This window comes from Serpentinimonas raichei (genome assembly GCF_000828895.1).
Lineage (GTDB): Bacteria > Pseudomonadota > Gammaproteobacteria > Burkholderiales > Burkholderiaceae_C > Serpentinimonas > Serpentinimonas raichei.
This window is the reverse complement of the sequence record NZ_AP014568.1, coordinates 226,979-249,805: the sequence shown is the minus strand read 5'-3', so window position 1 is coordinate 249,805 and position 22,827 is coordinate 226,979. Positions and strand designations below refer to the sequence as shown.

The window sequence follows — 22,827 nt, the reverse complement described above, 5'->3', positions numbered from 1 at the left end:
GCATGCACAGGCGCAGCCCGGGCCGCGCTCAAGCGCGCAGGCGCAGGCTGTTGGGAAACGGCACCGAGCTGCGCAACACATCGTCGGCCAGCCAGAGCGCCGAGCGCTTGGCCTGCTGCACCACATGGGGCAAGGGCATTTGCAGATAGTCTTCGTTAAAAACCTCGAAGCTGTAATCGCCCGAGTAGCGCAAGGCATGCAGGCGCAGCGCCAGATCGACCAGCTGCTGGCTGTGCACCCCCTCGCCCGGAAACACCCTGAAGGTGCGCGCGGTGGCTATGCGCTCGGCAAAGGTTTTGGTCTCTTGCCACATGAAATCGGACAACTGCACCAGCAGGATTTTTTCCGGGTCGATGTAATCGATTTCCTCGATCGGCGTGCCGGCGGCAAAGATGTGGAAGGAGTCGATGCCCAGCCCCAGATTGGGCGCATCGGCGCGGCACACCACGTCCCAGGCGGTGGTGAACTGGTTCACCACCCGCCCCCAAGACAGCGCCTCGTAGGCAATCTTGATGCCCAAGGGCAGCGCCAGCATCGCGAGCTTGCGCAGATCGGCCGCCAAATGGTCGAGGTCGCTGCTGGCGTGCACCGAGGTGGAGGAGCACACCAGCAGCAAGCCGCTCTCGAGGGTGGCGCACAGTTCGAGCATGCTTTTGGCCACCTCGACCTTGTAATCGTGCAAATGGCCCGACAAGCCCTCGAAGTCGCGCAGCACCTGAAACCCGGTCACGCGCAGGCCGCTGGCCTTGACGGCCTGCACCGCCGCCTCGACCCCACCCGGATGCCCCACCAAGTCGTTGGCCTTGAGCATCACCTGGCCAAAACCGGCGCGCTGCATGGCTTCGAGCTTGGCCTCCAGCGTGCCCGGCAGGGTGATGGTGTCCATGCCAAAGGCGGCCGGCACCTGCCGCGCCGCAAGGGCCGCGCTCATGGCTGCGCTCCCGGCGTGCTCTTGACGAGCTCAAACACCACCGCGCCCAAGTAGGTTTTGCTGATAGCCCCACGCGCTTCGCTGTGCGCGGCCTCGGTTTCCACGAACTCGACCCCATTGCGGCGCAGCTGCTGCACCGCCTGCAGCACATCGGGAACGCCCAAGCCGACGCGTTGCAGGCGCTCGTCGGTGTCGATCACATTGGGCTCGGGCTCGATCAGTTGCAACAAAAATTCGGCCCCGGCGTGGATGGCGGGCAGACGCATCAGCTTGCCTTTGGGCAAAATGCCAAAGCGCTGCTCGTCGGGAATCAGGCTGGCCCCGAGCAGCACCGAGTAAAACTCGATCCAGTCGTTGCTGCGCTCGGGCCCGATGTACTGGACGATGCCAAAGAAATGAATCCCGGCCGTCGCTGGCGGGTGCTGCTCGACGCCGGGAATGGGGATGAAATCGACGTCGTAGATAGAAAATTCCCGATACCGATCGACGAAGTAAATGCGGCTGCCGCCCACGCCGTGGATGGCCGGGATGTTGAGCTCCATCACCTCGGCGTGCGTGGGCACCGGCCAGGCGCCCTTGTCTTGCACGTAGCGGTAGGCGGCGCGCGCATCGCGCACCCGCAGGGCAATGGCCGACAGGCTGGCGGCACCCGAGGGGTCGGGCAAGCGGCCGTCTCGGCCCTGCGCCATGTGCGCGTTGACCACCACATTGAGTCCGCCTTGGCGGTACAGCAACACCTCGCGCGAGCGGTGGCGTGCCACGGGCTTGAAGCCCATCATCTCCAGCACCTGCCCCAAGGCCTGGGGTTTGCTGGTGGTGTATTCGATGAACTCGACCCCATCGAGCCCGATCGGGTTGGCTTCGTCGCTGCAAGAGGCCAGCAAGGGTTCGCGCATTGCAGTGGCCAAGCTACTGATTTGATTCATGGGCAGTGCTCCTCTGGGTTTTTGGCACTGTACGCGAGTTTGTGGGCATGGTGACAAAATGGGGCGCACGCGATTCGCGGCTATCGCTCATAATCGAGCGATCATCGATCAATTCTAGGCATACCCACGCCTAGCCTGCCATGCAAACCACGCCCCAAGCGGCGGCGCTCGAGCGCCGGGACTGGATCGCCGGACTGGAAAAAGGCCTGTCGATCATGCAGGTGTTCGACTCCGACCACCCGCGCCTGACGGCCAGCCAGGCGGGCCAGCGCTGCGGCCTGACGCGCACCGCCGCCCGCCGCCACCTGCTCACGCTGGCGCATCTGGGCTATGTGGCCAGCGACGGCAAGCTGTTTTGGCTCACGCCACGCGTGCTGCGCCTGTCGCACGCCTACCTCGATTCGGCCCGGCTGCCGCGCGCGGTGCAGCCCTATTTGCAGCGCGTCATGGCGGGCACCGGGGAATCGTCCTACGTGGCGGTGCTGGATGAGAACGACGTGGTCTATCTGGCGCGCAGCGGGACCCTGCGCCACACCCACTCAGGCTACACCTTGGGCTCGCGGGTGCAGGCACACGTGACGGCGGCCGGGATCGTGATCTTGGGCATGCTTGGGCCCGCGCACTGGAATCCGTGGCTGGAGCGGCAGACCTTGCGCCCCTACACCGTGCACACCCTGACCGACAAGGAGCGGCTGCGCGCCTGCTTCGAGCAGGCGCGCCTGCAGGGCTGGTTCATTTCGGACCAGCAGCTCGAGTTGAACTTCCGGGGCGTCTCGGTGGCCTTGTACGACCACAAAGACCAACTGCTGGGCGCCTTGAGCGTGACCATGCCGATCAACAACGAAAGCCCGGACACGGCCGTCAAGCGCGTGCTGCCGGTGTTGCAGGAAACGGCGCGCAGCATGCGGCTGCTGCTGTAGGCCGCAGCGGATGCCGGCTTCCAAAGGGCCGGGGACTGGAAACGCCTAGGGGCTTGGCGGCTCGGGCGGGGTGGTTTGCGTTGGCCCAGCCGCCGCATTGCGCTGGCGCAGCTCGCGCAGTTTGTCGCCGATGCGGATCTCCAGCCCACGCGGCACCGGCTCGTAAAAGGTCGGTGGGCGCAGGCCGTCGGGGAAGTAGCTCACGCCTGCGGCGAAGGCCTCGGGTTCGTCGTGGGCGTAGCGGTAGCCTTTGCCGTGTTCGAGCGTGCGCATGAGCGCCGTGGGGGCGTTGCGCAGGTGCAGCGGCACCGGCCGGCTCTGATCGCGCTGCACTAGGGCGCGCACGCTTTTGTAGGCGGTGTAGAGGGCGTTGCTCTTGGGTGCCACGGCCAGATAGACCAGCGCCTCGGCCAAGGCCAGCTCGCCCTCCGGGCTGCCCAGGCGCTCATAGACTTCGGCGGCGTCCAGCGCCAGCCGCAGCGCGCGCGGGTCGGCCAGCCCGATGTCTTCGCTGGCCATGCGGATCATGCGCCGGGCGAGGTAGCGCGGATCCGCCCCGCCGTCGAGCATGCGCGCAAACCAATACAGGGCAGCGTCGGGGTCGGAACCGCGCACGCTTTTGTGCAAGGCGCTGATGCTGTCGTAGAAGGCGTCGCCGCCCTTGTCGTAGCGGCGCAGTTGCTGGCCCAGCAGGTGCAGCAGCCAGTCGGCGCCGATGGCCGCTAGGTTTTGCGCCCGGGCCGCCACGGCCAGGGTTTCGAGGCTGTTGAGCAGGCGCCGGGCGTCGCCGTCGGCGTGGCCGACGAGGAGCTGGCGCGCCGCGGGCTCGATGGCGGGCAGCCCCGCCTGCGCCTGGGCGCGCTCCAGCAACTGCTCCAGCTCGGCCTCACTCAGGGGCTGCAACACATACACCGTGGCGCGCGAGAGCAGCGCCGAATTGACTTCGAAGCTCGGGTTTTCGGTGCTGGCCCCGATGAAGGTAAAGAGCCCGCTTTCCACGTGCGGCAAGAAGGCGTCTTGCTGGCTTTTGTTGAAGCGGTGCACCTCATCGACGAACACCAGCGTGGCCCGCGGCGGCAAGCCGGCCCGCGCCTGCTGGGCGCGCTCGACCGCTTCGCGGATGTCGCGCACACCGCCGAGCACGGCGCTGATGGCGATGAAATCGGCCTCGAAGGCGTGCGCCATGAGACGCGCCAGCGTGGTTTTGCCGACGCCTGGCGGCCCCCACAGGATGCAACTGTGCGGCTGCCCGGTCTCGAAGGCCACGCGCAGCGGCTTGCCCGGCCCGAGCAGGTGCGCCTGCCCGATCACCTCGGCCAGCGTTTGCGGGCGCAGCCGTTCGGCCAGGGGGCGGGTGTCGGCCTGCATGGGGCTCAGTGGTGGACTTGTGGGCTCATTCGGGGCTCATTCGGGCCGGATCAGGGCGGCCCCGGTTGGCACGCTGAAGCCGAAATGGCCGGGCCTAAAGGCGCTCTGGGTGTCGAGCCGCTCAAAGGCGATGTGTGAGCGCTGGCCAAAGCGGTCCAAAATTTCGAGCACCGCCAGTTGGCCGTTGCGAAAGCCGATGCGCACCGCTTGCAAGGGCGCGTCCTCGCCCTTCGGGACCGCCTGCACCCAGCGCAGTCCGTCGGCGTCGGGGGCGTTGCTCAAGGTGAAGGCCTGTTGCAGGGTGCGCAGATCGGCCCCGGACGCCAGCAGCGCCGCCGGGGTCTGGCCCAGCACCTCGCGCTGCGCCCGCGCCGTGACCTGCGCCAGATCGGGGTCGTACAGCCACAGGGTCTGGCCGTCGGCAACGATGAGCTGCTCGAAGGGGCGCTGGTAGTGAAAGCGAAAGCGGTTCGGGCGCTGGAACTCGAACACCCCGTGGCTGGTTTGCACCCGTGCCGCGGGCGCGCCGGCAGCCGATGCCGCTGCGGCGTCGGGGGCGGCGGCCGGGCGCGGGCCGGTCACAGTCTGGGTGAAGGCGGCGCGGCCGTGCTGGGTTTGCTGCAAAAAGGCTTGCAGGTCGCCCAGGGCGGTGCCGGGGGCGGGGGCAGGCGCGTTGCCGGGCGTGGCAGCGGGCGCGATGGCAGCCGGGGCGGCAGGGGCTGTGGTTGCCGTGGCCGTGGCCGTGGCCGCCGCAGCAGGCAGGGTTGCCACAGCCGCCAGCGCGGCCAAGGTGAGGGCCCAGGCGCTGGCCAAGGCGGATCGCATAAAGGTGGGTCGGTGCATCATGCCCATTGTGAATCAAAGCCGGTGCGCCAGTTGCAGGCGCTGGCGGCGCAAGTGTAAGGAGTTGTGGCCGCCGTGGGTGTGGGCGCTCACCAAACCGGGGTAAAACCGTGGCCTGACCCGACTCCCCATGCGTATCACCCCGCGCCACGGAGGTGACGCGATACGTACTTACGCAGCACACCATCCATGCGCGACTGCCAGCCTTTCCCGGTTGACTTAAAGTAGGCAACCACCTCGGGGCTGTAACGCACCGATACCAGCAGTTTTTTATTTTCAGACTTTGGCCGACCGCGTAGGGCACGAAGTGGCACCATGGCCTCCAATTGCTTAGGCGTGAGGGGTTGCGCGTCAGGGTCGCTTCTGGCAGCCGCAGTAATGGCCTTGTCCTCTGCCACAGTAGGCATCAGGATCGTTGGACGCTTAGAGATTTTCGACATAGTGCTTCACCTCACGGCGATTGGCGCGGCGCAGGCTGATGACCCTTCGCACTTGGCCTCGATCAACAAAGGCCACGCAGTACAGAATTTCGGTTTGTGGCGCGAGCGCAATCATTCCCGACTCACCGTACTCGAACCGTCCATCAACCCACACCAACGCGGCTTCCCAGTCGAGGTCGCCGGCCATGGACAGCGACACGCCATGCTTGGCTTGGTTTGGTTTGCCACATCCTTGGCTGGATCGAACTCGATTACCATGCCTTTAATGTAGCTACACTAAACGCATTTGTCAAACCCAGCCTGAGAAGGGGAAAACAGGCTAAGACCCCATGCCCTTCCAGCTCAGGGGAAAGGATTGATGGTCGCAGCCCCCCTCACTCGGCGCTGCGCCCACCCACCAGAATGTCGCGCTGGCCGCTGCTGGTGAGGGCGCTCACCAGCCCGGCGCGCTCCATGTCTTCGAGCAGGCGCGCGGCGCGGTTGTAGCCGATCTTGAGCTTGCGCTGCACGTAGCTGATGCTGGCCTTGCGGTCTTGCAGCACGATCGCCACCGCTTGGTCGTAGAGCGGGTCTTTTTCGCCGCCGCCCGCATGGGCGTCGGCCTCGCCGCCCTCTTCGGCATCGGCCGGGCCTTCGAGCACGCCCGCGATGTAGTCGGGCTCGCCGCACTGGGCTTTGAGCCAGGCCACCACGCGGTGCACCTCGTCGTCGCTCACGAAAGCGCCGTGGATGCGGCTCGGGTAGCCGCTGCCGCTGGGCATGTAGAGCATGTCGCCCATGCCCAGCAGCGCCTCGGCCCCCATCTGGTCCAAAATGGTGCGGCTGTCGATCTTGCTGCTGACCTGGAAGCTGATGCGGGTCGGGATGTTGGCCTTGATCAGGCCGGTGATCACATCCACACTCGGGCGCTGGGTGGCCAAAATCAGGTGCACCCCGGCGGCGCGCGCCTTTTGCGCCAGCCGGGCGATCAGCTCCTCGATCTTTTTGCCCACCACCATCATCAGGTCGGCCAACTCGTCGATCACCACCACGATGTGCGGCAGCCGCTGCAAGGGCTCGGGCTGCTCGGGCGTGAGGCTAAAGGGGTTGCCGATGGGCTCGCCGCGCGCCGCCGCCTCGGCGATCTTGGCGTTGTAGCCCGCCAAGTTGCGCACCCCGAGCTTGCTCAGCAGGCGGTAGCGCTTGTCCATTTCGGCCACGCACCAGTTGAGCGCGTTGGCGGCCTGTTTCATATCGGTCACCACCGGGGCCAGCAGGTGCGCGATGCCCTCATAGACGCTGAGTTCCAGCATCTTGGGGTCGATCAGCAGCAGCCGCACGTCGCGCGGGTCGGCCTTGTAGAGCAGCGACAGGATCATGGCGTTGATGCCCACCGACTTGCCCGACCCCGTGGTGCCCGCCACCAGGCAGTGCGGCATTTTGGCCAGATCGACCACCACCGGGTGCCCGCCGATGTCTTTGCCCAGCCCCATGGTGAGCAGGCTTTTGGCGTCGTGATAGACCTGCGAGCCGAGTATTTCGCTCAGGCGGATGGTCTGGCGCCGGGCGTTGGGCAGCTCCAGCGCCATCAGGTTCTTGCCGGGGATGGTTTCGATCACGCGGATGCTCACCAGCGAGAGCGAGCGCGCCAGATCGCGCGCCAAGTTCACCACCTGCGCCCCTTTGACGCCGGTGGCGGGCTCGATCTCGTAGCGCGTGATCACCGGCCCCGGCAGCGCCGCCACCACCGTGACCTGCACGCCAAAGTCGCCCAGCTTTTTCTCGATCAGGCGGCTGGTCATCTCCAGCGTTTCGGGGGCCACGCTGGCAGACTGGCGCGTGGCGGCGTCGAGCAGGTCGATCTGCGGCAGCTTGGTGTCGCTCAAATCGTGGAACAGCGGCTGCTGGCGCTCCTTGATCACGCGGCTGCTGGGCGGCACTTCGGCGAGCACGGGTTCGATTTGCAGCGTTTTGGATTGGGATTTGGCGCCCGCACTGGCTGCCGGCTTGCGTGGTGCGGCGTGCACCGGGTCTGCCTGCACCTCGCCCTGCAAGCCGGCGGCGGTATCCGGATCGGCAGGGCCAGCACCTTGCAGGTTCAAGGCGTGCGCCGGGTGCGCCCGCTCGTATTCGGCTTCCTCTGCGGTGCGCTGGCGCAAGGCCTGGCGGCCGATGCGCTGGTCTTCGTCGGCCTCGCGGCGCTGGCGCCAGTGTTGCAGCGCCTCGTCGATCCAACGCCCCAAGCCCTCGGCGGTGGCGGCCCAGGAGAAGCGAAACACCCAAGCCAAGGCCACCCCCAGCAAGCTGATGGCCAGCAGGGCCGAGCCAGTCTGCCCCAGCCAAAGCTGCGCCGGCGGCCCCAGCAGACTGCCCAGCAGGCCGCCCGAGTCGCCCGGCAACCACGCGTCCCAGCGGTGCAGCCGAGTCCATTCCAACACCGTGCTGGCGGCCAACAACAGCAGCAGCCCCACCCCAAACGCCACCCTGGACCAAGGCGGCTGCTGCCAGCGGGCCCGCAGGGCGGCAAGTGGCGTCTCTGGCCGCAGCAAGGTGTTGGCGGCTGCGGCGGCTGCGGGCACGCGCAACCAGCGCGCCAGCCCCGCCAACCACGTGTGCGATGCCGCCAGCAACAGCCACCAGACCGATGCGCCCAGCAAAAAATAACCCAGATCGGCCAGCCAGGCCCCGGCGCGCCCGCCCCAGTTGGCCGTCACGGCCCCGCTGCCCGAGGTGGACCAGGCGGCGTCGCCGGGGCTGTAGCTCAGCAGCGCGATCCAGCCAAACAGCAGCGCGGCCGCTCCCAGCAGCAGGGCAAACTCCTGCGTGAAGCGCCCGATGCCGCTGGCCGCAGCGCGCGCCGCGTCTTTGTTGAGGGTATTGACAGAAGAACTCATAAGCAGGCGCTAGCTTAACCGAGCGCGCGGACCGGCTCCATCCATATACCCCCACCTGCATTTTAAAATCCTGCTACGATACACTTACCGCGTTATTCTTTGCGCACGGAAAGCCCCAACATGAACACCCGCCACGCCCAAGTCCTCATCCTCGGCTCCGGCCCAGCCGGCTACACCGCCGCCGTCTATGCCGCGCGCGCCAACCTCAAACCCATGCTCATCACCGGCATGGCCCAAGGCGGCCAGCTCATGACCACCACCGACGTGGACAACTGGCCCGCCGACGTGCACGGGGTGCAGGGCCCGGAGCTGATGCAGCGCTTCCAGGCCCACGCCGAGCGCTTCCAGACCGAAATCGTGTTCGACCACATCCAGAGCGTGGACCTGAGCCAGCGCCCGTTTCGCTTGACTGGCGACAGCGGCCAGTACAGTTGCGACAGCCTGATCATCGCCACCGGCGCTTCGGCCAAATACCTCGGCCTGCCCTCGGAGCAAGCCTTCATGGGCCGTGGCGTGAGCGGCTGCGCCACCTGCGACGGCTTTTTCTACCGCGGCCAAGAGGTGTGCGTGATCGGCGGCGGCAGCGCGGCGGTGGAAGAAGCGCTGTACCTGTCCAACATCGCCAGCAAGGTCACGCTGGTGCACCGGCGCGACGGCTTTCGTGCCGAACCCATTTTGATCGACAAGCTGATGAGCAAGGTGGCCGAGGGCCGCATCGAACTCAAGCTCTTTTACGTGCTCGACGAGGTGCTGGGCGACGAGCGCGGCGTCACCGGCGTGCGCCTCAAGCAGGTGCAGACCGGGCAGACCGAAGACATCGCGCTGCAAGGCTGCTTCATCGCCATCGGCCACAGCCCCAACACCGAGCTTTTCAAGGGCCAGCTCGAACTCAAAGACGGCTACCTCGTCACCCAGGGCGGGCAAAACGGCTTTGCCACCCAGACCAGCGTGCCCGGCGTGTTCGCCGCTGGCGACGTGCAAGACCACATCTACCGCCAGGCCATCACCAGCGCTGGCACCGGCTGCATGGCGGCGCTGGATGCGCAGCGCTTTTTAGACCAGTAAGCGCCAATCCCAAGGGAGGGCAGAGCGCGCTGGCTGCACAATAGGGGGGATTCAAAGAGGAGACGCCCCCATGACCGCAATCGAGTCCCGGCTCAAGCCCCGCAGCGCCGAATTTTTGGCCAATCAGCAGGCCATGCGCGCCTTGGTGGCCGATCTGCGCCAGCGCCTGGAGCAAATCGCCGTCGGTGGCGGTGCCGCCGCGCGCGCCAAGCACACCGCACGCGGCAAGCTGCTGCCACGCGAGCGCGTGCAGGCGCTGCTCGACCCCGGCACCCCGTTCCTAGAACTGGCGCCGCTGGCCGCGCTCGATGTCTATGACAACGAAGCCCCCTGCGCCGGCCTGATCACCGGCATCGGCCGCGTGGCCGGCATCGAGTGCATGGTGGTGTGCAACGACGCCACCGTCAAAGGCGGCACCTACTACCCGTTGACGGTCAAAAAACACCTGCGCGCGCAAGAGGTGGCGCAGCAAAACCGCCTGCCCTGCATCTATCTGGTGGATTCGGGCGGGGCCAACCTGCCGAATCAAGACGAGGTGTTCCCGGATCGGGACCACTTTGGCCGCATCTTCTACAACCAGGCGCAGATGAGCGCGCAGGGCATCGCGCAGATCGCGGTGGTGATGGGTTCGTGCACGGCGGGCGGGGCCTACGTGCCCGCCATGAGCGACGAGGCCATCATCGTGCAAAACCAGGGCACCATCTTTTTGGGCGGCCCGCCGCTGGTGAAGGCCGCCACCGGCGAGGTGGTGAGCGCCGAAGACCTGGGCGGTGGCGACGTGCACACGCGCTTGTCGGGCGTGGCCGACCACCTGGCGCAAAACGATCTGCACGCGCTGGCGCTGGCGCGGCAGGCGGTGGCGCACTTGGGGCGGCGCAAGCAGCCCGACATGGCCTTGCGCGCGCCGCTGCCGCCGCGCTACCCGGCCGAGGAGCTGCACGGCGTGGTGCCGGCCGACAGCCGCAAACCCTTCGACGTGCGCGAGATCATCGCCCGCTTGGTCGATGACAGTGCGCTGCACGAGTTCAAGCCGCGCTTTGGTAGCACCCTGGTGTGCGGATTTGCGCACCTCGAAGGCATGCCGGTGGGCATCGTGGCCAACAACGGCATTTTGTTCAGCGAATCGGCGCAAAAGGGCGCGCACTTCATTGAGCTGTGCTGCCAGCGCAAGGTACCGCTGGTGTTTTTGCAAAACATCACCGGCTTCATGGTCGGGCGCAAGGTCGAGAACGAAGGCATCGCGCGCCACGGCGCCAAGATGGTGACGGCGGTGGCCACGGCGGCGGTGCCCAAGTTCACGGTGATCATCGGCGGCAGCTTTGGCGCCGGCAACTACGGCATGTGCGGGCGCGCCTTTGGCCCGCGCTTTTTGTGGATGTGGCCCAATGCGCGCATCAGCGTCATGGGCGGCGAGCAGGCCGCCAGCGTGCTGGCCACGCTCAAGCGCGACGCCATCGAGGCCAAGGGCGGCCAATGGGCGCTCGAGGACGAAGAGGCCTTCAAAGCCCCACTGCGCCAGCAGTACGAAACCCAAGGCCACCCCTACTACGCCAGTGCCCGCCTGTGGGACGACGGCGTGATCGACCCGGCCGACACGCGCCGGGTGCTCGCGCTGGGCTTGTCGGCGGCGCTCAATGCGCCGATTGAAGACACGCGCTTTGGCGTGTTTCGCATGTGAGGGGCGCAGCATGGCGAACCTGAATATCTCGCTGCACGGGGCGCGTGCCACCGTCACGCTGACACGGCCGGCGCTGCGCAACGCCTTCAACGAGGAGCTGATCGCCGAGCTCAGCGCCGCCTTCCAAGAGTTGGGCGCCCGCCCCGCCGTGCGCGCCATCGTGCTGGCGGCCGAGGGGCCGGCCTTTTGCGCCGGGGCCGATCTGCACTGGATGCGCCGCATGGCCGACTACTCCCGCGCCGAAAACCTCGCCGACGCCGCGCGGCTGGCGGCGATGCTGCGCAGCATTTACGAATGCCCCAAGCCCACGCTGGCGCGGGTGCAGGGCGATGTGGTGGCCGGCGGCATGGGGCTGGTGGCGGCCTGCGACATCGCGGTCGCGGCAGACAGCGCCCACTTTTGCCTGAGCGAAGTCAAGCTGGGCCTGATTCCGGCCACCATCGGCCCCTACGTGCTGCGCGCCATGGGTGCGCGGGCGGCGCAGCGCTACTTTTTGAGCGCCGAGCGCTTCGATGCCGCCGAGGCGCTGCGCATCGGCTTCGTACACGCCGTGGTGGCCCCCGAGGCGCTGGATGCGCGCCTCGACGAGATCGTGCAGGCCCTATGCGCCAACGGCCCCGCCGCCGTGGGCTCCTGCAAGCGGCTGCTGCACGACATCGCCCAAGCCCCGCTGGACGATGCGCTGGTGGCGCGCACGGTCGAGGCCATCGCCGACATCCGCGCCAGCGCCGAAGGGCGCGAAGGCGTGCAGTCCTTTTTACAAAAACGCAAGCCCAACTGGCTGGATTGAAATGTTTAAGAAAATTCTGATTGCGAATAGAGGCGACCAGCCGCGCAGCGGCGCAGCGGCGCAGCCAAATTGCATGGCACGCGCAGCGTGCGCAGGCGGTTTCTCCGCGGGAGAGCAGCATGTTTAAGAAAATCCTCATTGCCAACCGCGGAGAAATCGCCTGCCGCGTGGCCGCCACCGCGCGCCGCCTCGGGGTGCAGACCGTGGCCGTGTATTCCGACGCCGACGCGCAGGCCAAACACGTGGCCGCCTGCGACGAAGCGATCCACATCGGCGGCCCGGCACCCAAAGACAGCTATTTGCAATGGGCGCGCATCATCGAAGCGGCCCGGGCCACGGGCGCGCAAGCCATCCACCCCGGCTACGGCTTCCTGAGCGAAAACGCCGAGTTCGCCCGCGCCTGCGCCGCCGCCGGGCTGGTCTTCATCGGGCCGCCCGCGGCAGCGATCGAGGCCATGGGGCTCAAAGCCGAGTCCAAGCGCCTGATGGAGCAAGCCGGCGTGCCGCTGGTGCCGGGCTACCACGGGGCCGATCAAGACCCGGCGCTGCTGCAACGCGAGGCCGACCGCATCGGATACCCGGTGCTGATCAAGGCCAGCGCGGGCGGCGGCGGCAAGGGCATGCGCGTGGTCGAGCGCAGCGCCGACTTTGCCGCCGCGCTCGCCAGTTGCCAGCGCGAGGCCAGCAACAGCTTTGGCGAAGACGCGGTGCTGATCGAAAAATACGTGCAGCGCCCGCGCCACATCGAAATCCAGGTGTTTGCCGACCGCCACGGCCACTGCGTTTATTTGCACGAGCGCGACTGCTCGGTGCAGCGCCGACACCAAAAAGTGCTAGAAGAAGCCCCGGCCCCGGGCCTCACCCCCGCCTTGCGCCAGCAAATGGGCCAGGCGGCGGTGGCGGCAGCGCAGGCGGTGGGCTATGTGGGCGCGGGGACGGTGGAGTTCATTGTGGAGCAGGTCGCTTACGACCAGCCCGAAGCGATGATCTACTTTTTCATGGAGATGAACACCCGCTTGCAAGTCGAGCACCCGGTGACCGAAGCCATCACCGGGGTCGATCTGGTGGAGTGGCAGTTGCGCGTGGCGGCGGGCGAGGCGCTGCCGCTGCAACAGCACGAACTGCGCCTCCAGGGTCACGCCATCGAAGCGCGCATCTGCGCCGAAAACCCCGAGCAGCAGTTCCTGCCCGCCACCGGCACGTTGCTGCGCTACCGCAAGCCGCCCCACTGCGCCTTCGAGCGCGGCCCGCTGCGCTTTGACGACGGCGTGCGCGAGGGCGACGCCATCAGCCCTTTTTACGACTCGATGGTCGCCAAGCTGATCGTGCACGCCGACACCCGCGAGCAGGCGCTGGCGCGGCTGGATGCGGCGCTGGCCCAGACCCACATCGTCGGGCTGACGACCAACGTGCAGTTCCTGCGCCAGGTGCTGCGCAGCCCCTCCTTCGAGCAGGCTAGGCTCGACACGGCACTCATTCCACGCGAGGCGGCGCTTTTGTTCGGCCTCGACCCGCTCGGCCTGCCGCTGGCGGTGGCGGCCGCGACCGTGCAAACCCTGCTCGACGAGCGCGCGCAAGAGGGTGCCGACCCCTTCAGCCGCCGCGACGGCTGGCGCAGCCACCCCAGTTCAGAAACGGTGCGCCACATCGCCTTCGAATACCAAGGCCAGCCGGTGACGGCCAGCCTCACCTACCAGCGCGACGGCGGCTTGCACCTGAGCGTGGAGCCGGGTGCCTATGCTGGCCCTTTGCGTTTTCATGCCCTGCCCGCTGGCAGCGCCTGGGCGCTGGAGCTGGGCTTTGCCGGGCTGAGCAGCCGTGCCAGCGTCTATGTGCAAGGCGAGCAGATGCACGTGTTTAGCCCGCGCGGCGCGGCGCAGATCGTCGAGATCGACCGCCTGGCCCACGCCGGCGACAGCGCCCCCGAGGGCGGCCGCCTGAGCGCCCCCATGCCCGGCAAGGTGCTGTCGTTTTGCGTCAGCGCGGGCGAGGTGGTGAAAAAAGGCCAGCCGCTGGCGCTGATGGAAGCCATGAAAATGGAGCACACCATCGCTGCCCCCAGCGACGGCACCGTGGCCGAACTGCTCTACGCCCCGGGCGACCAGGTGGCCGAAGGGGCGGAGCTGCTGCGTTTCACTCCGGCATAACGAAGCGTTTTTAGCTACAATCGAAGCCGATAAGACTTCATTTTTACCCATGTTGGCCGATCTGTTGTTTGGCAGTTACCGCAAAAAAGTGCTCGGGGTGCTGCTGTTGCAGCCCGATGCCAGCTTTCATGTGCGCGAATTGGCTCGCCTGACCGGCACCGCAGCGGGCACCCTGCACAAAGAGCTGGCCCGTCTGGCAGCGGCCGGGCTGCTGACGCGCCAACACCAAGGCAATCAGGTGCGCTACCAGGCCAACCGGCAATGCCCAATCTACGCCGAGCTGGCTGCGGTGTTGCGCAAAACCGCTGGCTGTGCCGATTTGTTGGCGCAGGCGCTGCGCCCTTTGCAGCCTGAGCTGGCCTTGGTTTTTGGCTCGGTGGCGCGTGGCAGCGAAACCAGCGCCAGCGATGTCGATGTGCTGGTCGTCAGCGCGTGCAGCTTTGGCGACGTGGTGCGCGCCCTGCACCCGGCCCAAATCGAGTTGGGGCGTGAAATCAACCCAGTGCTCTATAGTCCTGCAGAGCTGCGCCAGAAAGCGCATGAACGCGAGCCGTTCGTGCTCAATCTGTTGGCTGGACCGCACCTGTTCCTGATCGGAGGCAGCGATGAGCTTGAGCAACTTATTGGCCATCCAGCGCCTGCAGCGCTTTGAGGCCAGCCCTCAAGGGGTGCAGCGCTTGCTGGCCGCAGCCGAGCGCAACTTGGCCGATGCCGGCTTGCCTGCTTTGAGCCCCGAGAACCGGTTCGACGCAGCTTACAAATGCATCATGCAATGCGCGACGATCGGCCTGTGGGCGCACGGCTACCGAACCCCCACCAGCCAGACTGGGCACCATCAGACCACGCTGCAATGCCTGATCCACACCCTGGGCGTACCCGCCGAGGTGCTCATCGTTTTGGATGCGTTGCGCAAACGGCGCAACCAGAACGATTACGAGGGCGAGCCAGTGAGCCCGGCGGCGGTGGCCGAATGCAGGGTGCAGGCGCAGGACCTGTTGGCTCGCACCCGGGGTTTTTTGCAAACCGAGTTCCCGCATTTGATCGCTCTTTCCCCATGAACACCCACTCCTACCCCTCCCACGTGCACCTGGTCGAAGTCGGGCCGCGCGACGGGCTGCAAAACGAGGCGCAGCCGCTGCCCGCTGCGGTCAAGATCGAGCTGGTGCAGCGCTTGCAGGCGGCCGGCTTGCGCCACATCGAAGTCACCAGCTATGTGAGCCCCAAGTGGGTGCCGCAGATGGCCGACAAGCACGAGGTGATGCGCGGCATCCAGCGCCAGCCCGGGGTGTGCTACGCCGTGCTGACCCCCAACCTCAAGGGCTTCGAGGCCGCGCTGGCGGACCGGCCCGACGAGATCGTGGTGTTCGGCTCGGCCAGCGAGGCCTTCAGCCAGAAGAACATCAATTGCAGCGTGGCCGAGAGCATCGAGCGCTTTGCGCCGGTGGTGGCAGCGGCGCGTGCGGCGGGCATTTTCGTGCGCGGGGCCATGAGCTGCACCGTGGGCTGCCCCTACGAGGGCGAGGTGGCAGCGCAGCAGGTGGGCCGGCTGGCGGCCTTGATGAAGGGCATCGGGGTGCAGCACGTGGGCGTGGCCGACACCCTCGGCGTGGGCACGCCGCTCAAGGTGCAGCGCGCCTTCGAGGCCGCCTTGCAGCATTACGAACTGCACCAGGTGAGCGGCCACTTCCACGACACCTACGGCCAGGCGCTGGCCAACACGCTGGCGGCGCTGCAGTTGGGGGTGGCGCAGTTCGACGCCTCTGTCGCCGGACTCGGCGGCTGCCCCTACGCGCGCGGGGCCAGCGGCAACGTGGCCACCGAAGACCTGGTCTATCTGCTGCACGGAATGGGGATAGACACCGGGGTCGATCTGGAGGCGCTGATCGACGCCGGTGCCTACATCAGCGCCGCGTTGGGCCGCACCAGCGGCTCGCGGGTGGCGCGGGCGTTGCTGGCTAGAAGGGCGCAATAGGCGCAGCTTTGAGTGCAGCGGGCAGTCTCTTCCAATTAAGGTATGACGCTGAAATGAAGCCAAGCAACGGTACAAGGATCGGGCGGCCACGGCCGAATATGTCAATGCCCAAGCGCGCAACCGGGGGCCTGATTCGTCAGCCGGTGCGCGACACCTAGCCAAAGTCAAAGCGCGGGCCCTGCTCTGCGTATTTACGCACAATCTGATGCGCATCATCAACCGTGCCAGCAGTGCCTACCAGCGTGGGGCTTTTGGCTCATTGAAATAATTCTCAGGCTCCGAGTCGGCGTCGGGTGCAGCGACCTGAAACCATCGTTTGATCTTGCGCAGAAACCTCGAACAGGTTGCAACCTGCGAGCGCTGCTTCAAGGGTGGGTGGGGACTTTGTGAAGTCTCATTGCCCTTTCTTGGAAGATTCGATAGTACGGTATAGGTAACCGAAAGCCCGCAGCGTCAATGCCAACGCCTGTGCATGGCACGGAAGATCACATTCGAGTTCTTGGATCGAATGGCCTCTGCTTCACTGGGCCACAAGCCGCCATGGCACACCCTACAGAGCTGGCCACCACATGGGGTGTTCGTTCACACTGACGTTCAGGCCTGCTGCGCCAGCCATTCCCGCCAACTACCTAGCTGCGTTATGTCTGTCCCACCCTCGACCCCGATAGCCTCGCAGACGAAGCCACTAACCCATGAGCCGTCAGCGAGCCTAACTTTGCCGATGCCCAGTGGGGCGGGGATGCCGTCGACGAAGCTGCCGAAATGTTCGGCAGGCAGTTCCCACACTTCCATGTGAATCGCGGCACCGCCTTCCGCGGCCCGTACCATGCCGGGTCGCTGCACAGTGCCACCGGCCAGTGCGTAGAACTTGTACTCCGGCGCGGACTTGTGCATGCCGAGCAGGCGCGCACCGCGTTGCGTGAGCTGCCAGTTGAGCGGCAGGCCGGAGAGGTGAGCGCCACACACCGCGACCTTGATGGTGCCGGCGATGTTGGAGCGATTGGGCAGGTCGGCGGCTATGGAAGGGATGTCCGCCAGCTTCGTGGCTGTGGCACCCAATGACAAGACCTGCGCGCGATGGAAGTGGTCCGCTAGGCGCAGCAGGGGCAGGTCCTTGAACGCTGGCGCGGCCAGGGTCACGCCCCAAGGCAGGCCTTTGGCGTCGCCCTCGGCCTGGAAGCCCGCTGGTGCCGCGACGGCGGCGTAGTCCAGCAGGTTCATGAAGTTGGTGTAGTAGCCCAGATTCGAATTGAGGCGGATCGGGTCGGCCTGCATGTCGGCGATGCGGTAGATCGTGCCGGCGGTGGGCGTGAGCATGCAGTCAATCTCATTCCACACGGCGTCGCACACGCGCTTGAGGGCCTTGAGACGGTAGCTGGCCGCAAAGGCGTCGGCAGCGGTCCAAGCCTTTCCACCCTGGACGATGGTTCGCACCGGAGGGAACACGGCATCGGGCTGGGTTTCAATGAAGTTCTTGATCGCGACGTAGCGCTCGGCCACCCAGGGGCCTTCGTAGAGCAGGCGCGCGGCTTCGAGGAATGGGGAGAGGTTCACCTCAACTGCGGTGCCGCCCAGGGCCTTCATCCGCTCCACCGACTCGCTAAACAGCGCGGCGGCCGCGGCGTTGCCGAAGAAGGCGAGGTCCTGCGCGCGCGGCACGCCGAAGCGGAAGGGGCCGGACGAGAAGTCCACGCCGAAGGGTTTCGCCGCGCGGCTGAAGACGTCGGCCTCGTCGGGCACGGCGGACACGGCCAGCACGGCCTGTGCGTCGGCGGCGGTGAGGGCGAAGATGGACACCGTGTCCACCGACCGGCAGGCCGGCACCACGCCGGTAGCCGAGAGCAGACCGAGGCTGGGCTTGAGGCCGATCAGGTTGTTGAAGCTGGCGGGCACGCGGCCCGAGCCAGCCGTGTCGGTACCCAATGAAAAACTCACCCAGCCCTTGGCCACACTCACGGCCGAGCCGGAGCTGGAGCCGCCCGATACGAAGTCGGGGTTGAAGGCGTTGCGACATGCGCCATAGGGCGAGCGGGTGCCGTTGAGGCCGGTGGCGAACTGGTCGAGGTTGGCCTTGCCCAGCGGCACGGCTCCGGCCGCGATGAGCTGCTGCACGAGAAAGGCGCTCTCGCCCGGCGTGTAGGCGTATTCGGGGCAGCCCGCGGTGGTGGGGATGTGCGCGAGATCGATGTTGTCCTTGATGGCGAAGGGCACGCCGTACAGCGGCAGGCTGGCCGGGTCCACACCGTCGAGAAGGGCCAAATAGGGCTCGATCTGTGCGTCCGTCAGGCGGTGGATGAAGGCGTGGTGTGCGTCGCTGGCGCAGCGGCGCATGGCCTCGGCGATAACGGTGCGCACCGGGGTTCCGGCGGCGTAGGCGGCGCGCAGGCTGGCGAAGTCGAAAGACAGGTCTTGGAGGTTCAGGGACATGGGGTGCTCCGTGGGTTCTGTTCGGGGCGTGTTCAGTCTTCGGTGACCAGCACCAGCACGTCTTGGCCGGCGGCCACGGACGCGCCTTCGCGGCACATGAGGCGGTGCACGGTGGCGTCTTGCGGGGCAAGCACGCTGAATTCCATCTTCATGGACTCGACGACTAGCAGCACGTCGCCGGCGACCACGCGCTGGCCTTCGCTGACCAGCACCTTCCACACACTGCCGGGTACGGTGCTGGCCAGCGGGCGGCCCCCGGGCGGCAGGTCCAGCTCGACGCTGGCGTCGGCCGCGGCCACGTCGGCGTCGCCCGCGTAGCTCAGCTGGCCGCTGGCGGCCCAGCGCTCGCGCTCGGCGTCGAAGGCGGCCTGCTGCTGCGCCTTGAAGGCACCGATGCTCTGGGCGTTGTCGGCTAGGAAGCGGCGGTAGTCGCGCAGGCTGAAGGTCGTCTCTTCGATCTGCAGCGCATACCCGCCGTGCGGGAAGGCGGCGCGGATGCGCAGCAGCTCGTCCTGCTCCACCGGCACGAAGCGGATCTGGTCGAAGAAGCGCAGCAGCCAGGGCTGCTCGAACACCGAGCTCGCCTCGCCATGCCGCCAGCGGTTCCACATCTGCAGCGTTCGGCCCACGAACTGGTAGCCACCGGGACCTTCCATGCCATACACGCAAAGGTAGGCGCCGCCAATGCCGACGGCGTTCTCGGGCGTCCAGGTGCGCGCGGGGTTGTACTTGGTGGTCACTAGGCGGTGGCGCGGGTCCATAGGCGTGGCCACCGGCGCGCCCAGGTACACGTCGCCTAGGCCGAGCACTAGGTAGCTGGCGTCAAAGACGACCTTGAACACGTCGTCGATGCTGTCCAGCCCGTTGATGCGGCGGATGAACTCGATGTTGCTCGGGCACCAAGGCGCGTCGGGCCGCACCGACTGCATGTACTTCTCGATCGCCAGTTTGGTCTGCGGGTCGTCCCACGATAGCGGCAGGTGCACGATGCGGCTGGGCACGCTCATGTCATCGACCGAAGGCAGCGCGGACTCGGCCTCGACCAGCACCTTCAGCAACGCCGTGCGCGAGACCTGGGACGGATCGAAGTGCAGCTGCAGAGAGCGGATGCCGGGCGTCATGTCGATGATGCCGGGCAGGCTGCCGGCGGCGATGCGCGCTTGCAGTGCCTGCATCAGCACATGCACGCGCAGGCGCAGCTCGATGTCCAGTACCAGCGGGCCGAACTCGACCAGTAGGTAGCGGTCGCCAGCTTGGCGCACCACCATGGCGGGCACGGCATCGTCTTCGCGCGCCGGGTCGGCTAGGACGACGGGCGTGGGGTGGGCACTGGCGTCATCGGTCGGCGTGGCGGGCAGGGCTTGCGTGAGCGAGGTCAGCGCGGCCTCGACGCTGGCGCTGCGGTCCAGCGCCTGGTCCAGCGAGAGGCGGTGGAATCGCACCGTGTCGCCGGGACGAAGCTGGCCGAGCTTCCAGAGTTCGGCGTCCACCACCACGGCCGGGCAGACGAAGCCGCCTAGGCTGGGGCCGTCGGGGCCGAGGATGACCGGCATGTCGCCGGTGAAGTCGATGGCGCCGATGGCGTAGGCGTTGTCATGGATGTTCGAAGGATGCAGGCCCGCCTCGCCGCCGTCGGGCCGCGCCCACTGCGGCTTGGGGCCGATCAGGCGCACGCCGGTGCGGCTGGAGTTGTAGTGCACCTCCCAGTCGGTGGCGAAGAAGGTGGCCACGTCGTCGGGCGTTAAGAAGTCGGGCGCACCGTGTGGTCCGTAGAGCACGCCCACGTCCCAGTGGTGTCCGAAGCTCGGCACCGTGTCACTCGTAACGCTCACACCCGCCGTGCCGGCACCGGGCGCGGTCAGGTGCAGCACATCGCCGGTGCGCAGGTGGCGGCCCGCGTGGCCGCCGAACTGGCCTAGCGTGAAGGTGCTGCGGCTGCCCAGGTAGAGCGGCACGTCGAAGCCGCCGCCCACGGCCAGGCACAGGCGCGCGCCAGCCTCGGCCCGGCCTATGGCGAGCACGCTGCCGGCAGCCACGCGGTGGCTCTGCCACATGGACAGCGGCGCGCCGTCGAGCATGACCTTGACGGGCGCGCCGGTGACGGCGATGACCGCGTCGGCGCTGAAGCGCAGCGTGGGACCGGAGAGCGTGATCTCCAGCGCGGCCGCGTCGGCATGATTGCCCACGAGGCGGTTGGCCATGCGGTGGGCGTAGGCATCCATAGGGCCGCTGGGCGGCACGCCCACATCCCAGTGGCCGAGGCGGCCCGGCCAGTCCTGCACGCTGGTCTGTACGCCGGGCTCGACCACCTCCACCGTGGCGGGGCGGAAGTGGAAGCTGTTCAAGAAGCGCGTGACCTGCCGGCCTTCGCGGAACACCGGGTCGCGCACGACTTGGCGCAGGTAGCCTAGGTTGGTCTCGATGCCGGCCAGGCGCGTGGCGGCCAGCGCGGCGTCGAGCTTGGTCAGCGCCTGTTCACGGTCGGGCGCGGTGACGATGAGCTTGGCCAGCATGGGGTCGTACCAAGCGGACACCTCGGTGCCGCGCTCGACCCAGCCGTCCACGCGGGCGTCTTGCGGGAACACCACCTCGGTCAGCAGGCCGGCGCTGGGCTGGAAGTTCTTGGCAGGGTCTTCGGCGTACAGCCGCACCTGGATGGACGCACCCCGTGGAACTGGGGTGAGTGTGGTCAGCGGAGGCAGATCACCCGCGGCGAGCCGTACCATCCACGCCACCAGATCGACGCCCGTGACCTGCTCGGTCACGCCGTGTTCTACCTGCAGGCGCGTGTTGACTTCGAGGAAGTAGAACTGGCCGGTGGCGGCGTCGTAGACGAATTCCACCGTGCCGGCCGAGCGGTAGTTCACCGCCTGCGCCAGCCGCACCGCGGTGGCGTGCAACTCGCGGCGCTGCGCGTCCGTCAGGCCGGGCGCGGGCGTCTCTTCGATCACCTTCTGGTTGCGGCGTTGCACCGAACAGTCGCGCTCGCCCAGTGCGAGCACCGTGCCCGTGCCGTCGCCGAACACCTGCACTTCGATGTGGCGGGCCAGCTCGACGTACTTTTCGAGGAACAGCCCAGCGTCCTTGAAGTTGGCGCTGGCTAGGCGCTGCACCGAGGCGAAGGCGTCGCTGAGCTCGTCTTCGCTCCACACCAGACGCATGCCGATGCCGCCTCCGCCGGCCGTGCTCTTGAGCATGACCGGGTAGCCGATGCGCAGGGCCTCAGTGCGGGCTTGCGCGGAGTCGCTCAGCAGGCCCGTGCCAGGCAGCAGCAGCACGCCACGCTGCTCGGCGATGTTCCGCGCCGTGTGCTTGAGACCGAAGGTGCACATCTGCTCCGGCGTGGGGCCGATGAAGGCGATTCCCGCGTCTTCGCAGGCTTGGGCAAAGCCCGGGTTCTCGGACAGGAAGCCGTAGCCGGGGTGGATGGCTTCGGCGCCGCAGTCTATGGCGATCTGCAGGATGCGATCAGCCCTGAGGTAGCTCTTGGCTGCGGGCGCAGGTCCGAGGAGATAGGCCTCGTCGGCCTCGCGCACATGGCGCGACTGCGCGTCTGCCTCCGAATACACGGCCACGCTACACACTCCCATGCGTTTGAGGGTGCGGATGATGCGGCAGGCAATGGCTCCGCGGTTGGCAATCAAGATCTTGCTGAACATGAAGTCTCCGCGGCAGGTCGTCCTGCCCATGTGAGGCGATCAGACGGGTCGTCCCGTCGTCAGGTGAATGATGCCTTCATTGCCGCCGATAAGTGGCGCCAAGACCTGTCACGCCGGGTCCCAGACCAGAAGTTCGATGGGGGTTGGGTTGTAGGCGTTGCAGGGGTTGTTCAGCTGGGGGCAGTTGGAAATCAGCACCCACACGTCCGTGTCTGCTAGCATTTCCACGTATTTACCTGCCCCGGACACCCCGTCGTCGAACTTGAGTTCACCGGACTGCGTGACCGGCACGTTCATGAAGAAATTTATGTTGGGCACTAGGTCGCGTTTGGTCAGCCCCATGTCGGCACGCTGCATGGCGATGAGGTAGTTGTCGCGACAGTTGTGCATGAACTTCTTTTGCAGGGCGTAGCGCACGGTGTTGCTCTCGGCGGCACAGGCGCCGCCTAGGGTGTCGTGGCGACCGCAGGTGTCGGCCACGATGGTGAGCAACGAGCGTCCCGCGTTGCTCACCAGGCTTGAGCCGGTGGTCAGGTAGAGGCCACCCTGGGCCAGCATGGTGTCGGTCGCGCTGTAGTGCTCGGCAAGATCGTCTGCGGCATAGAAGATCACGTCGACAGCTTGGTTGCCCATCAAGTCGATAATGCGCAAGGTCTGCCCTTGTTTGACCTTGAACAGAATGGGCTCACCCGCGGGGTGGGTTTTGCGCCAGATGGCCTGTTCGGGGTCGAGCTGGCTTTCGGTCAGGCGCATGGCGGCAACCCTAGTCGGTGCGGCGGTAGTGTTCA

The 22,827-nt window shown here is 66.9% G+C and carries 18 protein-coding genes and 1 pseudogene; 9 read left to right on the top strand and 10 right to left on the bottom strand.

The features are described from left to right. Positions 1–28 precede the first annotated feature (28 nt). On the bottom strand, positions 29–931 hold the full coding sequence (locus SRAA_RS01130) for a sugar phosphate isomerase/epimerase family protein (RefSeq protein WP_045530475.1): 903 nt from the start codon (positions 929–931) through the stop codon (positions 29–31). Continuing rightward, positions 928–1,857 (bottom strand): VOC family protein, encoded by a 930-nt coding sequence (locus SRAA_RS01125; RefSeq protein WP_420834921.1) that lies wholly within the window; start codon positions 1,855–1,857, stop codon positions 928–930. The genes SRAA_RS01130 and SRAA_RS01125 overlap by 4 nt, the downstream gene beginning before the upstream one ends. A 140-nt stretch (positions 1,858–1,997) precedes the next feature. Here SRAA_RS01125 and SRAA_RS01120 point away from each other — a divergent pair, with 140 nt between their 5' ends. Continuing rightward, the gene (locus SRAA_RS01120; RefSeq protein ID WP_045530473.1) at positions 1,998–2,777 is read left to right on the top strand and encodes an IclR family transcriptional regulator domain-containing protein; all 780 of its coding nucleotides are present in this window, start codon (positions 1,998–2,000) and stop codon (positions 2,775–2,777) included. 45 nt (positions 2,778–2,822) lie between these two features. Here the strand turns inward: SRAA_RS01120 and SRAA_RS01115 are convergent, their stop codons facing one another. From SRAA_RS01115 to SRAA_RS12805, 5 genes are all read right to left on the bottom strand, one after another. Beyond that, positions 2,823–4,145: a replication-associated recombination protein A gene (locus tag SRAA_RS01115; protein WP_045530471.1), complete on the bottom strand. Its 1,323-nt coding sequence runs from the start codon at positions 4,143–4,145 to the stop codon at positions 2,823–2,825. Between the two features lie 36 nt (positions 4,146–4,181). Beyond that, the gene (gene lolA, locus SRAA_RS01110; protein ID WP_082040064.1) at positions 4,182–4,970 is read right to left on the bottom strand and encodes an outer membrane lipoprotein periplasmic chaperone LolA; all 789 of its coding nucleotides are present in this window, start codon (positions 4,968–4,970) and stop codon (positions 4,182–4,184) included. 155 nt (positions 4,971–5,125) lie between these two features. Then, on the bottom strand, positions 5,126–5,395 hold the full coding sequence (locus tag SRAA_RS12660; protein ID WP_268747390.1) for a BrnA antitoxin family protein: 270 nt from the start codon (positions 5,393–5,395) through the stop codon (positions 5,126–5,128). A 16-nt stretch (positions 5,396–5,411) separates the two neighbouring features. Further along, the gene (locus tag SRAA_RS01105) at positions 5,412–5,615 is read right to left on the bottom strand and encodes a BrnT family toxin (RefSeq protein WP_231849299.1); all 204 of its coding nucleotides are present in this window, start codon (positions 5,613–5,615) and stop codon (positions 5,412–5,414) included. 187 nt (positions 5,616–5,802) lie between these two features. Next, positions 5,803–8,301, bottom strand: a complete 2,499-nt coding sequence (locus SRAA_RS12805) for a DNA translocase FtsK (RefSeq protein WP_045530469.1) — start codon at positions 8,299–8,301, stop codon at positions 5,803–5,805. Between the two features lie 120 nt (positions 8,302–8,421). On the opposite strand from SRAA_RS12805, the gene trxB reads away from it, so the two are divergent. From trxB to SRAA_RS12830, 8 genes and pseudogenes are all read left to right on the top strand, one after another. Then, complete coding sequence (trxB, locus tag SRAA_RS01095; protein WP_045533016.1) at positions 8,422–9,366, top strand: thioredoxin-disulfide reductase; 945 nt, start codon at positions 8,422–8,424, stop codon at positions 9,364–9,366. A 70-nt stretch (positions 9,367–9,436) separates the two neighbouring features. Continuing rightward, positions 9,437–11,044, top strand: a complete 1,608-nt coding sequence (locus SRAA_RS01090) for a carboxyl transferase domain-containing protein (protein WP_045530467.1) — start codon at positions 9,437–9,439, stop codon at positions 11,042–11,044. A gap of 10 nt (positions 11,045–11,054) precedes the next feature. Next, positions 11,055–11,834 carry an enoyl-CoA hydratase/isomerase family protein gene (locus SRAA_RS01085; protein ID WP_045530465.1) on the top strand — a complete coding sequence of 260 codons (780 nt, stop codon included), beginning with the start codon at positions 11,055–11,057 and terminating at the stop codon, positions 11,832–11,834. 119 nt (positions 11,835–11,953) lie between these two features. After that, entirely contained in the window at positions 11,954–13,981 is a 2,028-nt protein-coding gene (locus SRAA_RS01080) for an acetyl/propionyl/methylcrotonyl-CoA carboxylase subunit alpha (protein WP_045530463.1), read from the top strand. Positions 13,982–14,030: 49 nt separating this feature from the next. Further along, positions 14,031–14,633, top strand: a complete 603-nt coding sequence (locus SRAA_RS01075; RefSeq protein ID WP_045530461.1) for a nucleotidyltransferase domain-containing protein — start codon at positions 14,031–14,033, stop codon at positions 14,631–14,633. Next, positions 14,587–15,039: a hypothetical protein gene (locus SRAA_RS01070; protein WP_045530459.1), complete on the top strand. Its 453-nt coding sequence runs from the start codon at positions 14,587–14,589 to the stop codon at positions 15,037–15,039. The genes SRAA_RS01075 and SRAA_RS01070 overlap by 47 nt, the downstream gene beginning before the upstream one ends. Then, positions 15,036–15,953 (top strand): hydroxymethylglutaryl-CoA lyase, encoded by a 918-nt coding sequence (locus tag SRAA_RS01065; RefSeq protein WP_045530457.1) that lies wholly within the window; start codon positions 15,036–15,038, stop codon positions 15,951–15,953. Before SRAA_RS01070 ends, SRAA_RS01065 begins: the two co-directional genes overlap by 4 nt. Positions 15,954–16,005: 52 nt before the next feature. After that, positions 16,006–16,164, top strand: a pseudogene (locus tag SRAA_RS12830) (IS5/IS1182 family transposase); the annotation flags it as partial. A gap of 383 nt (positions 16,165–16,547) precedes the next feature. On the opposite strand, the gene atzF reads toward SRAA_RS12830, so the two are convergent. From atzF to SRAA_RS01050, 3 genes are all read right to left on the bottom strand, one after another. Beyond that, complete coding sequence (gene atzF / locus SRAA_RS01060) at positions 16,548–18,380, bottom strand: allophanate hydrolase (protein WP_045530455.1); 1,833 nt, start codon at positions 18,378–18,380, stop codon at positions 16,548–16,550. Positions 18,381–18,412: 32 nt separating this feature from the next. Next, on the bottom strand, positions 18,413–22,039 hold the full coding sequence (gene uca / locus SRAA_RS01055) for an urea carboxylase (RefSeq protein ID WP_045530453.1): 3,627 nt from the start codon (positions 22,037–22,039) through the stop codon (positions 18,413–18,415). A 108-nt stretch (positions 22,040–22,147) separates the two neighbouring features. Then, positions 22,148–22,792 (bottom strand): urea amidolyase associated protein UAAP2, encoded by a 645-nt coding sequence (locus SRAA_RS01050; RefSeq protein ID WP_045530451.1) that lies wholly within the window; start codon positions 22,790–22,792, stop codon positions 22,148–22,150. Positions 22,793–22,827: the final 35 nt, after the last annotated feature.

Excerpts from the sequence above, each read along its gene's own strand:
- SRAA_RS01130 (WP_045530475.1), bottom strand. The coding sequence starts at position 931 with ATGAGCGCGGCCCTTGCGGCGCGGCAGGTGCCGGCCGCCTTTGGCATG.
- SRAA_RS01125 (WP_420834921.1), bottom strand. The coding sequence starts at position 1,857 with ATGAATCAAATCAGTAGCTTGGCCACTGCAATGCGCGAACCCTTGCTG.
- SRAA_RS01120 (WP_045530473.1), top strand. The coding sequence starts at position 1,998 with ATGCAAACCACGCCCCAAGCGGCGGCGCTCGAGCGCCGGGACTGGATC.
- SRAA_RS01115 (WP_045530471.1), bottom strand. The coding sequence starts at position 4,145 with ATGCAGGCCGACACCCGCCCCCTGGCCGAACGGCTGCGCCCGCAAACG.
- lolA (WP_082040064.1), bottom strand. The coding sequence starts at position 4,970 with ATGCGATCCGCCTTGGCCAGCGCCTGGGCCCTCACCTTGGCCGCGCTG.
- SRAA_RS12660 (WP_268747390.1), bottom strand. The coding sequence starts at position 5,395 with ATGCCTACTGTGGCAGAGGACAAGGCCATTACTGCGGCTGCCAGAAGC.
- SRAA_RS01105 (WP_231849299.1), bottom strand. The coding sequence starts at position 5,615 with ATGGCCGGCGACCTCGACTGGGAAGCCGCGTTGGTGTGGGTTGATGGA.
- SRAA_RS12805 (WP_045530469.1), bottom strand. The coding sequence starts at position 8,301 with ATGAGTTCTTCTGTCAATACCCTCAACAAAGACGCGGCGCGCGCTGCG.
- trxB (WP_045533016.1), top strand. The coding sequence starts at position 8,422 with ATGAACACCCGCCACGCCCAAGTCCTCATCCTCGGCTCCGGCCCAGCC.
- SRAA_RS01090 (WP_045530467.1), top strand. The coding sequence starts at position 9,437 with ATGACCGCAATCGAGTCCCGGCTCAAGCCCCGCAGCGCCGAATTTTTG.
- SRAA_RS01085 (WP_045530465.1), top strand. The coding sequence starts at position 11,055 with ATGGCGAACCTGAATATCTCGCTGCACGGGGCGCGTGCCACCGTCACG.
- SRAA_RS01080 (WP_045530463.1), top strand. The coding sequence starts at position 11,954 with ATGTTTAAGAAAATCCTCATTGCCAACCGCGGAGAAATCGCCTGCCGC.
- SRAA_RS01075 (WP_045530461.1), top strand. The coding sequence starts at position 14,031 with ATGTTGGCCGATCTGTTGTTTGGCAGTTACCGCAAAAAAGTGCTCGGG.
- SRAA_RS01070 (WP_045530459.1), top strand. The coding sequence starts at position 14,587 with ATGAGCTTGAGCAACTTATTGGCCATCCAGCGCCTGCAGCGCTTTGAG.
- SRAA_RS01065 (WP_045530457.1), top strand. The coding sequence starts at position 15,036 with ATGAACACCCACTCCTACCCCTCCCACGTGCACCTGGTCGAAGTCGGG.
- atzF (WP_045530455.1), bottom strand. The coding sequence starts at position 18,380 with ATGTCCCTGAACCTCCAAGACCTGTCTTTCGACTTCGCCAGCCTGCGC.
- uca (WP_045530453.1), bottom strand. The coding sequence starts at position 22,039 with ATGTTCAGCAAGATCTTGATTGCCAACCGCGGAGCCATTGCCTGCCGC.
- SRAA_RS01050 (WP_045530451.1), bottom strand. The coding sequence starts at position 22,792 with ATGCGCCTGACCGAAAGCCAGCTCGACCCCGAACAGGCCATCTGGCGC.